This window comes from Streptomyces akebiae (genome assembly GCF_019599145.1).
In the GTDB taxonomy this organism is placed as follows: domain Bacteria; phylum Actinomycetota; class Actinomycetes; order Streptomycetales; family Streptomycetaceae; genus Streptomyces; species Streptomyces akebiae.
This window is the reverse complement of the sequence record NZ_CP080647.1, coordinates 4,082,443-4,098,354: the sequence shown is the minus strand read 5'-3', so window position 1 is coordinate 4,098,354 and position 15,912 is coordinate 4,082,443. Positions and strand designations below refer to the sequence as shown.

Sequence of the window (15,912 nt, the reverse complement as noted above, 5' to 3'; positions counted from 1 at the left end):
ATCCTCGAACGTGGTCTTGCTCGCACACGGACTCGCCCACGACAAAGGGCGGGCCACCCCCGAAAATTCGGAGGTGACCCGCCCCGGCGAGCAGCGCGCGACGTCAGTCCGTCGCCTCCGCCAGCAGCTTCTGGATGCGGGAGACACCCTCGACGAGATCCTCGTCACCCAGGGCGTACGACAGACGCAGATAGCCGGGGGTGCCGAAGGCCTCACCGGGGACGACCGCGACCTCGGCCTCCTCCAGGATCAGCGCGGCCAGCTCGACCGTGTTCTGCGGGCGCCTGCCCCGGATCTCCTTGCCGACGAGGCCCTTCACCGACGGGTAGGCGTAGAACGCGCCCTCGGGCTCCGGGCAGAGGACACCGTCGATCTCGTTGAGCATCCGCACGATCGTCCTGCGGCGGCGGTCGAAGGCCTCCTTCATCTTCTCGACGGCCGACAGGTCGCCGGAGACGGCGGCCAGCGCGGCCACCTGCGCCACGTTGGAGACGTTCGACGTGGCGTGCGACTGGAGGTTGGTCGCGGCCTTGACGACGTCCTTGGGGCCGATGACCCAGCCCACGCGCCAGCCCGTCATCGCGTACGTCTTCGCGACACCGTTGACCACGATGGTCTTGTCGGCCAGCTCGGGCACGACCACCGGCAGCGAGTGGAACTCCGCGTCGCCGTAGACCAGGTGCTCGTAGATCTCGTCGGTCAGGACCCACAGGCCCTTCTCGGCGGCCCAGCGGCCGATCTCCTCGACCTGCGCGCGCGTGTAGACGGCGCCGGTCGGGTTGGAGGGGGAGACGAAGAGGAGCACCTTCGTGTTCTCCGTGCGGGCCGCCTCCAGCTGCTCGACGGAGACCCGGTAGCCGGTGGTCTCGTCGGCGACCACCTCGACCGGGACACCGCCGGCGAGACGGATCGACTCCGGATACGTGGTCCAGTACGGCGCCGGGACGATGACCTCGTCGCCCGGGTCGAGGATCGCGGCGAACGCCTCGTAGATGGCCTGCTTGCCGCCGTTGGTGACGAGGACCTGCGAGGCGTCGACCGCGTAGCCGGAGTCGCGCAGGGTCTTCGCGGCGATCGCGGCCTTCAGCTCCGGCAGACCACCCGCCGGCGTGTAGCGGTGGTACTTCGGGTTCTTGCAGGCCTCGACGGCCGCCTCGACGATGTAGTCCGGGGTCGGGAAGTCGGGCTCACCGGCGCCGAAGCCGATCACCGGGCGCCCGGCGGCCTTGAGTGCCTTGGCCTTGGCGTCCACGGCGAGGGTGGCGGACTCGGAGATCGCGCCGATGCGCGCGGAGACCCGGCGCTCGGTGGGAGGGGTTGCAGGGCTCATGGACCCCATCGTTTCAGACAGGAAACGCGCCGGGCACGCGGGTTTCACAGACTGAACAGGCACGGAACAACCGTCCGTATCTGCGGCCGGAAACAGTCGATCTTCGACGAGCAACGCCCCTGCGGGCGCTTTCTGTTCGACGGCAGGCCTCGGACCACGTATGCTCTCTCCTCGTTGGCCTTCACCGGCCGCGCCCGGCAGGTGCACACCGAGCACTCGGTCGGATGCGGTACGTTGGGGGAGAACCGCAAAGGGTCGTAGCTCAATTGGTAGAGCACTGGTCTCCAAAACCAGCGGTTGGGGGTTCAAGTCCCTCCGGCCCTGCTACACACTCCTCACGCCAGGATGTGTGCGCATGTACGTACAGCAATGTTCCGCCGTGCGGCTCAGACCGGGCGCGGCACGGCCACGACCCGGACCGGAATCAGGTGAGGATGAATGACGGACGCCGTGGGCTCCATCGACACGCCTGATGCCCAGGACGAGGTGCCCGAGGACAAGAAGAAGACCCGCAAGGGCGGCAAGCGTGCCAAGAAGGGCCCGCTGAAGCGTCTCGCGCTCTTCTACCGCCAGATCGTCGCGGAGCTGCGGAAGGTCGTCTGGCCGACCCGCTCCCAGCTGACGACCTACACCACGGTGGTCATCGTCTTCGTCGTCATCATGATCGGTCTTGTCACCGTGATTGACTTCGGCCTCGACAAGGCCGCCAAGTACGTCTTCGGCTGAGCCGAGAGCGAAGGGCGCCGTTACCTGGCGCCCCTTTCGCGTGTTCCACCCCCATGATCCAGGAAGAAGCAGCCACGTGTCTGACCCGAACCTGAAGGACGCCATGGAGCCTCGCGGTGAAGGTGCCGAGTCCGTGGACGACGAACTCGACATCGTCGAGGGAGCAGACTCCGAGGACGGCGTCGACGAGTTCGAGGCTGCCGAGGCCGAGGCGGGGGAGCCGGCCGAGGAAGAAGCCCTGCACGTCGAGGACGACTCCGCCGACGCGGACGCCGACGAGGACGAGGACGAGGCGACCGAGGAGGTCGCCGAGGAGGAGCCCGAGCCGGTCGACCCCGTCGAGGCCCTCCGCGAGGAACTGCGGACCCTGCCCGGCGAGTGGTACGTCATCCACACGTACGCCGGTTACGAGAACCGCGTGAAGACCAACCTCGAACAGCGTGCCGTCTCGCTGAACGTCGAGGACTTCATCTTCCAGGCCGAAGTGCCGCAGGAAGAGGTCGCGCAGATCAAGAACGGCGAGCGCAAGACGATCCGCCAGAACAAGCTTCCCGGATACGTCCTGGTCCGCATGGACCTGACGAACGAGTCCTGGGGCGTCGTCCGCAACACCCCCGGCGTCACCGGCTTCGTGGGCAACGCCTACGACCCGTACCCGCTGACCCTGGACGAGATCGTCAAGATGCTCGCCCCGGAGGCCGAGGAGAAGGCCGCCCGCGAGGCCGCCGAGGCCGAGGGCAAGCCGGCGCCCGCCCGCAAGCTCGAGGTCCAGGTGCTGGACTTCGAGGTCGGCGACTCGGTCACCGTCACCGACGGCCCGTTCGCCACGCTGCAGGCGACCATCAACGAGATCAACGCGGACTCGAAGAAGGTCAAGGGCCTCGTGGAGATCTTCGGCCGCGAGACCCCGGTCGAGCTGTCGTTCGACCAGATCCAGAAGAACTGAGTTCTTCGGGGCGATACCACCCACGCTTCCGACCAGGTCGGACAAGCTCTCCGCAGCTTGTCTGACCTGCTCGGTTTTTGGCCGCGCATCTATACCCGCTATCGTTGTGCGGTATGCCTTCATCTGGCCGCGAACCGGATGAGGGCGCACTCGAATCGAAAGGACCCGGAGAGTAATGCCTCCCAAGAAGAAGAAGGTCACGGGGCTCATCAAGCTCCAGATCCAGGCCGGTGCGGCCAACCCGGCTCCGCCGGTCGGCCCGGCCCTGGGTCAGCACGGCGTCAACATCATGGAGTTCTGCAAGGCCTACAACGCCGCGACCGAGTCGCAGCGCGGGTGGGTCATCCCGGTGGAGATCACGGTCTACGAGGACCGCTCCTTCACCTTCGTCACCAAGACGCCCCCGGCCGCCAAGATGATCCTCAAGGCCGCGGGTATCGAGAAGGGCTCCGGCGAGCCGCACAAGACCAAGGTCGCCAAGATCACCGAGGCGCAGGTCCGCGAGATCGCCACGACGAAGATGCCCGACCTCAACGCCAACGACCTGGACGCCGCCGCGAAGATCATCGCCGGTACCGCGCGTTCCATGGGCGTCACGGTCGAGGGCTGAACCCCACCTTCGTAGAACCATGCGGCTCACGGAGCCGCACGTGGTAGGGCCTGCTCGGCCCGTACACCACGACTCCTTTCAGAACACACAGGAGCAGTTGTGAGCAAGCGCAGCAAGGCTCTCCGCGCTGCGGACGCCAAGGTCGACCGGGACAAGCTCTACGCCCCGCTCGAGGCCGTCCGTCTCGCCAAGGAGACCTCCACGTCCAAGTTCGACGGCACCGTCGAGGTCGCCTTCCGTCTGGGTGTCGACCCGCGCAAGGCCGACCAGATGGTTCGTGGCACCGTGAACCTCCCGCACGGCACCGGTAAGACCGCCCGGGTCCTGGTCTTCGCGACCGGTGACCGTGCCGAGGCCGCCACCGCCGCCGGCGCCGACATCGTCGGCTCCGACGAACTGATCGACGAGGTGGCGAAGGGCCGTCTGGACTTCGACGCCGTCGTCGCCACCCCGGACCTCATGGGCAAGGTCGGCCGCCTCGGCCGCGTGCTCGGTCCCCGTGGTCTCATGCCGAACCCCAAGACCGGCACCGTGACCCCGGACGTCGTGAAGGCCGTCAACGACATCAAGGGCGGCAAGATCGAGTTCCGCGTCGACAAGCACTCGAACCTGCACTTCATCATCGGCAAGACGTCGTTCGACGACACCAAGTTGGTGGAGAACTACGCCGCGGCGCTGGAGGAGATCCTCCGTCTGAAGCCGTCGGCCGCCAAGGGTCGTTACATCAAGAAGGCCGCGATCAGCACCACGATCGGCCCCGGCATTCCGATCGACTCCAACCGCACCCGCAACCTCCTCGTCGAGGAGGACCCGGCCGCCGTCTGAGCCTGACGCTCACCGGCAGTCGCGTCGCGGACGCAGAGCCCGAGGACGAGCCCCGCAACCTTTCGAGGTGCGGGGCTCGTCCCTTTCCGGCATACGGGCCCGGTGCGGGTCTTTCGGCGTACGGGTGGGCATACGCGCGCGAATGTGCTGCCCTGTTGTGCGGAGCACGGTGAATCTCCCTGGGGGTGGGGACGGATGACCAGGACGACCACGTGTCGCCGTACGGCTGTGTCGTTCGCGGTGGTGGCCGCGCTGACGGGGGTGGTGGCCTGCGGCTCGCCGGGCTCGGACGAGGACGGCGGGGGCGATCCGTTCGCGGCGCTGAAGCTCGCGGACGAATCCACCCGCGACGCGGACTCGTCGCGGATCGAGTCCACCGGCGACCTGGGCGAGCTGATGTCCATCGAGGCGGACGGCGAGGTCGACTGGGCCGACGGCCTGGACGGCACCATGACCATCACCTACACGGGCGGCCAGGCGGCCGACCAGATGCGCCGGCTGGGCATCACCTCGACCGAGGCCCGCTACCTGCCGGACGCCTACTACGCGGACATGGGCGATCTGTTCGCCGGACAGTACGGCGGCAAGCGGTGGATCAGGTACGCGTACGAGGACATGGACGAGATGATCGGCGGGGCCTCCGGCGCCTATGTGCAGGAGCACTTCAAGAGCGTCACACCGAACCAGTCCGTCCGGCTCCTGCTGGCCTCCGGCGATGTCGAGAAGGTCGGCGAGGAGGACGTACGCGGGCAGCGGACCACGCACTACGCCGGCACCGTGGACGTCGCCGACCTCCAGGAGCGGAACGCGAACCTCGGCGAGGAGACGCGGGCCCGGCTGGAGGAGCAGCTCAAGGCGTCCGGCATCACCACCGTCGACATCGACCTCTGGATCGACGGCGACGACCTGCTGGTCAAGAAGGTCGAGAAGGCCGACACCGCGAACGGCACGGTGAACTCCACGGTCCACTACAGCGACTACGGCGTCGACGTCTCCACCGAAAAGCCATCGGCCGCCGAGACGGTCGACTACAAGGACCTGATGAGCCACCTGCCGACGAGCTGAATTCGCGGGACACACACGACCGGACGGCGCTAGTGTCCCAGCCGTCCCACAGAGGTGGGGCGTGAGGTGACAGGGGGACACATGAGGTTTGCCGCGGGCGGCTCCGTACGCTCCGTACATCGCCGCAGAGCGGTCGGCATCGCCGTCGTGACCGCGCTGCTCGGCGGTGCCACCGCCTGCGGCACAAAGGCGCAGGCCGAGGCGAAGCCGAGGACACCCGCCGAGGCCGTGGCCCGGGCCGCCGAGCGGACCACGGACGTCGCGTCGCTGCGGTACCGGGTGAGCGGCACGGTGCCGGAGCACGGCAAGATGCGGGTCGAGGCGGCGATGACCGTACGGCCGACCGCGATGCGCATGGAAGTGACCGGGCTGGGCGCGAGCGAGGACAAGCCCGTCAACGTGCGGTTCGCCGACGGGGTGCTCTACGCCGAGGGGGACCCGGCCGCCATCGGCGCCCCCGCGGACAAGGAGTGGTTCAGCGTCGGGCCGGCCGTGTGGGGACGTGGCGGCGCGGAGAACAACACGTACCGCGTCCTGCCCAGCGCGTTGGAGGCGAGCCCGCTCGCGCAGTCCACTCTCCTGACCGGTGCGAAGAAGGTCCGCGAGGTCGGTACGGAGACGGTCGACGGCAGCGGGACCACGCACTACCGGGGAACGGTCACCACGAAGAGCCTGCGGGACGCCCAGACGGCCGCCCGTGACAAGGCGACCCGTGAGCTGCGGACGACCAGCCTCGACCAGTTCATGATGCTGGGCATCGAGGAGACGCTCACCATGGACCTGTGGGTCGACGACGACGGCCGGGCCAAGCGGTACCGGCTCCGGGGCGAGACCCACATCCTGAAGGAGGGCCGCATGGTCGACACGGGCCCGCTCGACCTGACCGTCACCCTCCTGGACGTCGACCGGCCGGTGACCGTCGAGACCCCGCCGGCCGAGGACACCGTCGACATCGCCGAGCGCGTGGACGGCGCGGGAGAGGGCTGAGTGGTGGCCTCAGGGAGCGGATTTGCTTGACACGTCGTGTGTCATCTAACCTTCCGGAGAAGCCAAAGACCGCTGGTCGTTGCCGTGTGCTCATGAGAGGGCGCGGTGGCCGAAGGATCCGCTGAACTGCGGACGACCCGCGCAGGTGACTGTGGAAGTTGCTCCTGGTCCGGTTCCGTGAGTGTACGGAATTCGTCCGGTCGAGCTACGCCCCGTGCGCCTGCGCCGGGGCGTTTCGTTGTGTTCAGCCCCTTCTGAGCGGTCCTCATCACCCGGAAGGAGGCCGACGCTCTATGGCAAGGCCCGACAAGGCTGCCGCGGTGGCCGAGCTCACGGAGCAGTTCCGTAGCTCGAACGCCGCCGTGCTGACCGAGTACCGGGGTCTCACTGTGGCGCAGCTCAAGAACCTGCGCCGTTCGCTCGGTGAAGACGCCCAGTACGCCGTGGTGAAGAACACGCTGACCAAGATCGCGGCCAACGAGGCCGGGATCTCGACGCTCGACGACCTGTTCAACGGTCCGACGGCGGTTGCCTTCATCACCGGTGACCCGGTGACGTCGGCGAAGGGTCTTCGTGACTTCGCCAAGGACAACCCGAACCTCGTCATCAAGGGCGGTGTCCTTGACGGCAAGGCGCTGTCCGCCGACGAGATCAAGAAGCTTGCGGACCTCGAGTCCCGCGAGGTTCTGCTCTCCAAGCTGGCGGGTGCCTTCAAGGGCAAGCAGTCCCAGACTGCTCAGCTCTTCCAGGCGCTTCCCTCGAAGCTCGTCCGCACCGTGGACGCTCTTCGCGCCAAGCAGGACGAGCAGGGCGGTGCCGAGTAACTCGGCTCGCGCATTGATCCGCGCCGCCTGACGCGCGGGTCGTAGCGGGCCGTAAGTACGCCCGCCGTTTCGATACAACCGGCACCTGCCGACATTAGTGGAAGGATCGCCCATCATGGCGAAGCTCAGCCAGGAAGACCTGCTCGCGCAGTTCGAGGAGATGACCCTCATCGAGCTCTCCGAGTTCGTGAAGGCGTTCGAGGAGAAGTTCGACGTCACCGCCGCCGCGGCCGTCGCCGTCGCGGGCCCGGCCCAGGGTGGCCCGGCCGCCCCGGTCGAGGAGGAGAAGGACGAGTTCGACGTCATCCTCACCGGTGCCGGCGACAAGAAGATCCAGGTCATCAAGGTCGTGCGTGAGCTGACCTCCCTGGGTCTGAAGGAGGCCAAGGACCTCGTGGACGGCGCCCCGAAGCCCGTTCTCGAGAAGGTCGCCAAGGACGCCGCCGAGAAGGCCGCCGAGTCCCTCAAGGGCGCCGGCGCCTCCGTCGAGGTCAAGTAAGGCCCACGGGTCCCCACGGACCCGCTCGCGCGCCGCTCCGGCAACCGGGGCTGTAACGCGGACGTACTGAAGGGCGATCACCCATGTGGGTGGTCGCCCTTCGGCGTTCGGGGACGTCGAGTGACGGCTGCCTTGCACTGTCGGTGGCGGCGAGTATGGTGATCTTCGTCGTGCCTCCGAGCACCCCTGGTGACCGGCCGCGAGTGACGATCGCAGCATCTGGTTCGGGCATGGGGGGCCTTGACGAACTGCACGCAGCGCGCAATTCTCAGGACGCGTCGTCACACGGATCCGAACTCCGAGGCATGGATCGACGGCGAAGAGGGCAGTATCGATGTGCATCGAGGGCGTGGCTTGCCGCAGGCGTTGAGGAACAACGAGGGTTTCCGAGGGTCCGTAAACCCGCACTGGACATCAGTGGGCCAAGTGGCTACACTGACCCTTTGCGCTGCCTGTTAGCTGCCTCCTGCCCGTCACCAGGGGCATGCCCTCGCTCGAGCACCGACGATTGAACGTCCCTCACCTGGGGCTTTCCATCTCCGCGCCCGGTCGAGGGGGCCGGTACGCGCGTAGTGAGTCCGAGCCCTCGGAAGGACCCCCTCTTGGCCGCCTCGCGCAACGCCTCGACCGCGAATACGAACAACGGCGCCAGCACCGCCCCGCTGCGCATCTCCTTTGCAAAGATCAAGGAGCCCCTCGAGGTTCCCAACCTGCTCGCGCTGCAGACCGAGAGCTTTGACTGGCTGCTCGGCAACACTGCCTGGCAGAGTCGGGTCGAGGAGGCTCTGGAGAACGGACAGGACGTCCCCACCAAGTCCGGTCTGGAGGAGATCTTCGAGGAGATCTCCCCGATCGAGGACTTCTCCGGGTCGATGTCGCTGACGTTCCGCGACCACCGTTTCGAGCCGCCGAAGAACAGCATCGACGAGTGCAAGGACCGCGACTTCACGTACGCGGCCCCGCTCTTCGTCACCGCCGAGTTCACCAACAACGAGACCGGCGAGATCAAGTCCCAGACGGTCTTCATGGGCGACTTCCCGCTCATGACCCACAAGGGCACCTTCGTCATCAACGGCACCGAGCGTGTCGTCGTGTCGCAGCTGGTCCGTTCGCCGGGTGTCTACTTCGACTCCTCCATCGACAAGACGTCCGACAAGGACATCTTCTCCGCCAAGATCATCCCGTCCCGGGGTGCCTGGCTGGAGATGGAGATCGACAAGCGCGACATGGTCGGTGTGCGTATCGACCGCAAGCGCAAGCAGTCCGTGACCGTCCTCCTCAAGGCGCTCGGCTGGACCACCGAGCAGATCCTCGAGGAGTTCGGCGAGTACGAGTCCATGCGCGCCACCCTGGAGAAGGACCACACCCAGGGCCAGGACGACGCGCTGCTCGACATCTACCGCAAGCTGCGTCCGGGCGAGCCCCCCACGCGTGAGGCCGCGCAGACGCTGCTCGAGAACCTCTACTTCAACCCCAAGCGCTACGACCTCGCGAAGGTCGGCCGCTACAAGGTCAACAAGAAGCTGGGTGCGGAGGCTCCGCTCGACGCGGGCGTCCTGACCGTCGAGGACGTCATCTCGACGATCAAGTACCTGGTGAAGCTGCACGCGGGCGAGACCGAGACGGCCGCCGACAACGGCCAGACGATCGTCGTCGAGACCGACGACATCGACCACTTCGGCAACCGTCGTCTGCGCAGCGTCGGCGAGCTCATCCAGAACCAGGTCCGCACGGGTCTGGCGCGTATGGAGCGTGTCGTCCGCGAGCGCATGACGACCCAGGACGTCGAGGCGATCACGCCCCAGACCCTGATCAACATCCGGCCGGTCGTCGCCTCCATCAAGGAGTTCTTCGGCACCAGCCAGCTGTCGCAGTTCATGGACCAGAACAACCCGCTGTCGGGTCTGACGCACAAGCGTCGTCTCTCGGCACTGGGTCCCGGTGGTCTGTCCCGTGAGCGGGCCGGCTTCGAGGTCCGTGACGTGCACCCCTCGCACTACGGCCGCATGTGCCCCATCGAGACGCCCGAAGGCCCGAACATCGGTCTGATCGGTTCGCTCGCCTCCTACGGCCGCGTCAACGCGTTCGGTTTCGTGGAGACGCCCTACCGCCGCGTCACCGACGGTGTCGTCACCGACGAGGTCGACTACCTGACGGCCGACGAGGAGGACCGCTTCGTCATCGCGCAGGCCAACGCCACGCTCGACGACGACATGCGCTTCACCGAGAACCGCGTCCTGGTCCGCCGCCGTGGCGGCGAGGTCGACTACGTCCCCGGTGACGACGTCGACTACATGGACGTCTCGCCGCGCCAGATGGTGTCGGTCGCGACCGCCATGATCCCCTTCCTGGAGCACGACGACGCCAACCGTGCCCTCATGGGCGCGAACATGATGCGTCAGGCCGTGCCGCTCATCAAGAGCGAGTCCCCGCTCGTCGGCACCGGCATGGAGTACCGCTCCGCCGTCGACGCCGGCGACGTGGTCAAGGCCGAGAAGGCGGGTGTGGTCCAGGAGGTCTCCGCCGACTACATCACCACCACCAACGACGACGGCACGTACATCACGTACCGCCTGGCCAAGTTCGCCCGCTCCAACCAGGGCACCTCGGTCAACCAGAAGGTCATCGTCAACGAGGGCGACCGGATCATCGAGGGCCAGGTCCTGGCCGACGGTCCGGCCACCGAGAACGGCGAGATGGCGCTGGGCAAGAACCTGCTCGTGGCGTTCATGCCGTGGGAGGGTCACAACTACGAGGACGCGATCATCCTGTCGCAGCGCCTCGTGCAGGACGACGTCCTCTCCTCGATCCACATCGAGGAGCACGAGGTCGACGCCCGTGACACCAAGCTCGGCCCCGAGGAGATCACCCGGGACATCCCGAACGTCTCCGAGGAGGTCCTCGCCGACCTCGACGAGCGCGGCATCATCCGCATCGGTGCCGAGGTCGTCGCCGGCGACATCCTCGTCGGCAAGGTCACGCCCAAGGGTGAGACCGAGCTGACCCCCGAGGAGCGCCTGCTCCGCGCGATCTTCGGTGAGAAGGCCCGTGAGGTCCGTGACACCTCGCTGAAGGTGCCGCACGGCGAGATCGGCAAGGTCATCGGCGTCCGCGTCTTCGACCGCGAGGAGGGCGACGAGCTGCCGCCCGGCGTCAACCAGCTGGTCCGTGTGTACGTCGCCCAGAAGCGAAAGATCACGGATGGCGACAAGCTCGCCGGCCGGCACGGCAACAAGGGCGTCATCTCGAAGATCCTGCCGATCGAGGACATGCCGTTCCTGGAGGACGGCACCCCGGTCGACATCATCCTCAACCCGCTCGGCGTGCCGTCCCGAATGAACCCGGGACAGGTGCTGGAGATCCACCTCGGCTGGCTCGCCAGCCGCGGCTGGGACGTCTCCGGTCTGGCCGACGACTGGGCGAAGCGTCTGCAGGTCATCGGCGCCGACTCCGTCGCCCCCGGCACCAACGTTGCGACCCCGGTCTTCGACGGTGCCCGCGAGGACGAGCTGGCCGGTCTGCTCCAGCACACCATCCCGAACCGCGACGGCGAGCGCATGGTGCAGCCGACCGGCAAGGCGAGGCTGTTCGACGGCCGCTCCGGTGAGCCGTTCCCGGACCCGATCTCGATCGGGTACATGTACATCCTCAAGCTCCACCACCTGGTCGACGACAAGCTGCACGCCCGGTCGACCGGCCCGTACTCGATGATCACCCAGCAGCCGCTGGGTGGTAAGGCTCAGTTCGGTGGCCAGCGCTTCGGTGAGATGGAGGTGTGGGCGCTGGAGGCTTATGGCGCCGCGTACGCCCTCCAGGAGCTGCTGACCATCAAGTCCGACGACGTCACCGGCCGCGTGAAGGTCTACGAGGCCATCGTCAAGGGCGAGAACATCCCCGAGCCCGGCATCCCCGAGTCCTTCAAGGTGCTCATCAAGGAGATGCAGTCCCTGTGCCTCAACGTGGAGGTGCTGTCCTCGGACGGCATGTCCATCGAGATGCGCGACACCGACGAGGACGTCTTCCGCGCTGCGGAGGAGCTCGGCATCGACCTGTCCCGGCGTGAGCCGAGCAGCGTCGAAGAGGTCTGACGGGAGTTCGGCCGGGCTCGTGAAGAGCCCGGCCGGCCCCAGGACCCCCGTATCAGACCAAAGACTTACAACCCTGAGAGGGATTGACGCATAGTGCTCGACGTCAACTTCTTCGACGAGCTCCGGATCGGTCTGGCCACCGCTGACGACATCCGTCAGTGGAGCCACGGCGAGGTCAAGAAGCCCGAGACGATCAACTACCGCACGCTCAAGCCCGAAAAGGACGGACTCTTCTGCGAGAAGATCTTCGGTCCGACCCGGGACTGGGAGTGCTACTGCGGCAAGTACAAGCGTGTCCGCTTCAAGGGCATCATCTGTGAGCGCTGTGGCGTCGAGGTCACGCGCGCCAAGGTGCGCCGTGAGCGGATGGGCCACATCGAACTGGCCGCTCCCGTCACCCACATCTGGTACTTCAAGGGCGTCCCGTCGCGGCTGGGCTACCTGCTCGACCTCGCCCCGAAGGACCTGGAGAAGGTCATCTACTTCGCGGCGTACATGATCACGTACGTCGACGAGGAGCGCCGCACCCGCGACCTGCCCTCGCTGGAGGCCCACGTCTCCGTCGAGCGCCAGCAGGTCGAGAACCGCCGGGACGCCGACCTGGAGGCCCGCGCCAAGAAGCTCGAGACCGACCTGGCCGAGCTGGAGGCCGAGGGCGCCAAGGCCGACGTGCGCCGCAAGGTGCGCGAGGGCGCCGAGCGTGAGATGAAGCAGCTGCGCGACCGTACGCAGCGCGAGATCGACCGTCTCGACGAGGTGTGGACGCGGTTCAAGAACCTCAAGGTCCAGGACCTGGAGGGCGACGAGCTCCTCTACCGCGAGCTGCGTGACCGCTTCGGCACGTACTTCGACGGCTCGATGGGTGCCGCGGCGCTGCAGAAGCGCCTGGAGTCCTTCGACCTGGACGAGGAGGCCGAGCGCCTCCGCGAGATCATCCGCACCGGCAAGGGCCAGAAGAAGACCCGTGCGCTCAAGCGCCTCAAGGTCGTCTCCGCGTTCCTGCAGACCAGCAACAGCCCCAAGGGCATGGTGCTCGACTGCGTGCCGGTCATCCCGCCGGACCTCCGCCCGATGGTGCAGCTGGACGGTGGCCGCTTCGCGACCTCCGACCTGAACGACCTGTACCGCCGTGTGATCAACCGGAACAACCGACTGAAGCGGCTTCTCGACCTCGGCGCGCCCGAGATCATCGTGAACAACGAGAAGCGCATGCTCCAGGAGGCCGTCGACGCGCTGTTCGACAACGGCCGTCGTGGCCGTCCGGTCACCGGTCCCGGTAACCGCCCCCTGAAGTCCCTCAGCGACATGCTGAAGGGCAAGCAGGGTCGATTCCGTCAGAACCTGCTCGGCAAGCGTGTGGACTACTCCGCGCGTTCCGTGATCGTCGTCGGTCCGCAGCTGAAGCTGCACCAGTGCGGTCTGCCGAAGGCGATGGCGCTGGAGCTCTTCAAGCCGTTCGTGATGAAGCGGCTCGTGGACCTCAACCACGCGCAGAACATCAAGAGCGCCAAGCGCATGGTGGAGCGCGGCCGCACCGTCGTGTACGACGTCCTCGAAGAGGTCATCGCCGAGCACCCGGTGCTGCTGAACCGTGCTCCCACCCTGCACCGCCTCGGCATCCAGGCCTTCGAGCCGCAGCTGGTCGAGGGCAAGGCCATCCAGATCCACCCGCTCGTCTGCACCGCGTTCAACGCGGACTTCGACGGTGACCAGATGGCCGTCCACCTGCCGCTCTCCGCGGAGGCGCAGGCCGAGGCCCGCATCCTGATGCTGTCCTCGAACAACATCCTCAAGCCCGCCGACGGCCGTCCGGTGACGATGCCGACCCAGGACATGGTCCTCGGTCTGTTCTTCCTCACCACCGACGGCGAACTCCGTGACACCAAGGGCGAGGGGCGTTCGTTCGCCTCCACGGCCGAGGCGATCATGGCGTTCGACGCCGGCGAGCTCGCGCTGCAGTCCGCGGTGGACATCCGCTTCCCGGTGGGCACCATCCCGCCGCGCGGCTGGATGCCCCCGGCGCGCGAGGAGGGCGAGCCGGAGTGGCAGCAGGGTGACAGCTTCCGTCTGAAGACCACGCTCGGCCGTGCGCTCTTCAACGAGCTGCTGCCCGAGGACTACCCGTTCGTCGACTACTCGGTGGGCAAGAAGCAGCTCTCCGAGATCGTCAACGACCTCGCCGAGCGCTACCCCAAGGTCATCGTGGCGGCGACGCTCGACAACCTGAAGGCGGCCGGCTTCTACTGGGCGACCCGTTCCGGTGTCACCGTGGCCATCTCCGACGTCGTCGTTCCCGAGGCGAAGAAGGAGATCGTCCGCGGGTACGAGGCGCAGGACGAGAAGGTCCAGAAGCAGTACGAGCGCGGTCTGATCACCAAGGAAGAGCGCACGCAGGAGCTCATCGCGATCTGGACCAAGGCGACCAACGAGGTCGCCGAGGCGATGAACGCGAACTTCCCCAAGACCAACCCCATCTTCATGATGGTCGACTCGGGTGCCCGAGGGAACATGATGCAGATGCGGCAGATCGCGGGTATGCGCGGTCTGGTGTCGAACGCGAAGAACGAGACCATCCCGCGTCCCATCAAGGCCTCGTTCCGTGAGGGCCTGTCGGTGCTGGAGTACTTCATCTCCACGCACGGTGCCCGTAAGGGTCTGGCGGACACCGCCCTGCGTACCGCCGACTCGGGTTACCTGACCCGTCGTCTGGTGGACGTCTCGCAGGACGTCATCATCCGCGAGGAGGACTGCGGCACCGAGCGCGGTCTGAAGCTGCGGATCGCCTCGAAGGACGAGACCGGGGTCCTGCGCAAGGCCGAGGACGTCGAGACCAGCGTCTACGCCCGCATGCTCGCCGAGGACGTCGTCATCGACGGCAAGGTGATCGCGCCGGCCAACGTGGACCTGGGCGACGTGCTCATCGACCAGCTCGTGCACCACGGTGTCGAGGAGGTCAAGACCCGCTCGATCCTGACCTGTGAGTCCAAGGTCGGCACGTGTGCCATGTGCTACGGCCGCTCCCTGGCCACCGGCAAGCTGGTCGACATCGGTGAGGCGGTCGGCATCATCGCCGCCCAGTCCATCGGTGAGCCCGGTACCCAGCTGACGATGCGTACCTTCCACACCGGTGGTGTGGCCGGTGACGACATCACGCAGGGTCTGCCGCGTGTCGTCGAGCTCTTCGAGGCCCGTACGCCCAAGGGTGTCGCGCCGATCTCCGAGGCGGCCGGTCGCGTCCGCATCGAGGAGACGGAGAAGACCAAGAAGATCGTCATCACGCCGGACGACGGCAGCGACGAGACGGCGTTCCCGATCTCGAAGCGCGCCCGTCTGCTGGTGAGCGAGGGCGAGCACGTCGAGGTGGGCCAGAAGCTCACCGTGGGTGCCACCAACCCGCACGACGTGCTGCGCATCCTGGGTCAGCGTGCCGTCCAGGTCCACCTGGTCGGCGAGGTCCAGAAGGTCTACAACTCGCAGGGTGTGTCGATCCACGACAAGCACATCGAGATCATCATCCGGCAGATGCTCCGCCGCGTGACGATCATCGAGTCCGGCGACGCCGAGCTGCTGCCCGGTGAGCTGGTCGAGCGCTCGAAGTTCGAGACCGAGAACCGTCGCGTGGTCCAGGAGGGCGGTCACCCGGCCTCCGGTCGTCCGCAGCTGATGGGTATCACCAAGGCCTCGCTGGCGACGGAATCCTGGCTGTCGGCCGCCTCCTTCCAGGAGACGACCCGAGTCCTGACGGACGCGGCGATCAACGCCAAGTCCGACAGCCTCATCGGCCTCAAGGAGAACGTCATCATCGGTAAGCTCATCCCGGCCGGTACGGGTCTGTCCCGCTACCGCAACATCCGGGTCGAGCCGACCGAGGAGGCCAAGGCCGCGATGTACTCGGCCGTCGGCTACGACGACATCGACTACTCGCCGTTCGGCACGGGCTCCGGCCAGGCCGTCCCGCTGGAGGACTACGACTACGGTCCGTACAACCAGTAGGCGAGCAGTGGTAGTTGCT

General features: G+C 66.9%; 11 protein-coding genes and 1 tRNA gene. 11 read left to right on the top strand and 1 reads right to left on the bottom strand.

What is annotated here, in order from left to right; translation table 11 throughout:
- Positions 1 to 103: 103 nt before the first annotated feature.
- Positions 104 to 1,330, bottom strand: a complete 1,227-nt coding sequence (locus tag K1J60_RS17470) for a pyridoxal phosphate-dependent aminotransferase (protein WP_220647012.1) — start codon at positions 1,328 to 1,330, stop codon at positions 104 to 106.
- A 251-nt stretch (positions 1,331 to 1,581) separates the two neighbouring features.
- Here K1J60_RS17470 and K1J60_RS17465 point away from each other — a divergent pair.
- From K1J60_RS17465 to K1J60_RS17415, 11 genes are all read left to right on the top strand, one after another.
- A tRNA-Trp gene (locus tag K1J60_RS17465) sits at positions 1,582 to 1,654 on the top strand.
- A gap of 114 nt (positions 1,655 to 1,768) precedes the next feature.
- Complete coding sequence (gene secE / locus K1J60_RS17460) at positions 1,769 to 2,056, top strand: preprotein translocase subunit SecE (RefSeq protein WP_033528314.1); 288 nt, start codon at positions 1,769 to 1,771, stop codon at positions 2,054 to 2,056.
- A gap of 76 nt (positions 2,057 to 2,132) precedes the next feature.
- Positions 2,133 to 3,002, top strand: a complete 870-nt coding sequence (nusG, locus tag K1J60_RS17455) for a transcription termination/antitermination protein NusG (RefSeq protein ID WP_220647011.1) — start codon at positions 2,133 to 2,135, stop codon at positions 3,000 to 3,002.
- A 175-nt stretch (positions 3,003 to 3,177) separates the two neighbouring features.
- Positions 3,178 to 3,612 carry a 50S ribosomal protein L11 gene (gene rplK, locus K1J60_RS17450; protein WP_033528316.1) on the top strand — a complete coding sequence of 145 codons (435 nt, stop codon included), beginning with the start codon at positions 3,178 to 3,180 and terminating at the stop codon, positions 3,610 to 3,612.
- 99 nt (positions 3,613 to 3,711) lie between these two features.
- Positions 3,712 to 4,437: a 50S ribosomal protein L1 gene (rplA, locus tag K1J60_RS17445; RefSeq protein ID WP_033528317.1), complete on the top strand. Its 726-nt coding sequence runs from the start codon at positions 3,712 to 3,714 to the stop codon at positions 4,435 to 4,437.
- Between the two features lie 195 nt (positions 4,438 to 4,632).
- A complete protein-coding gene (locus tag K1J60_RS17440) occupies positions 4,633 to 5,502 on the top strand; it encodes a LolA-like protein (RefSeq protein WP_220647010.1) in 870 nt (289 codons plus the stop codon).
- A gap of 81 nt (positions 5,503 to 5,583) precedes the next feature.
- Positions 5,584 to 6,489, top strand: a complete 906-nt coding sequence (locus K1J60_RS17435) for a hypothetical protein (RefSeq protein ID WP_220647009.1) — start codon at positions 5,584 to 5,586, stop codon at positions 6,487 to 6,489.
- 293 nt (positions 6,490 to 6,782) lie between these two features.
- Positions 6,783 to 7,313: a 50S ribosomal protein L10 gene (gene rplJ / locus K1J60_RS17430; RefSeq protein WP_033528319.1), complete on the top strand. Its 531-nt coding sequence runs from the start codon at positions 6,783 to 6,785 to the stop codon at positions 7,311 to 7,313.
- A gap of 115 nt (positions 7,314 to 7,428) precedes the next feature.
- Positions 7,429 to 7,812, top strand: coding sequence for a 50S ribosomal protein L7/L12 (gene rplL, locus K1J60_RS17425; protein ID WP_030039747.1), 384 nt, complete (start codon positions 7,429 to 7,431; stop codon positions 7,810 to 7,812).
- 602 nt (positions 7,813 to 8,414) lie between these two features.
- Positions 8,415 to 11,900: a DNA-directed RNA polymerase subunit beta gene (gene rpoB, locus K1J60_RS17420; RefSeq protein WP_220647008.1), complete on the top strand. Its 3,486-nt coding sequence runs from the start codon at positions 8,415 to 8,417 to the stop codon at positions 11,898 to 11,900.
- Between the two features lie 93 nt (positions 11,901 to 11,993).
- Entirely contained in the window at positions 11,994 to 15,893 is a 3,900-nt protein-coding gene (locus K1J60_RS17415; protein ID WP_220647007.1) for a DNA-directed RNA polymerase subunit beta', read from the top strand.
- Positions 15,894 to 15,912: the final 19 nt, after the last annotated feature.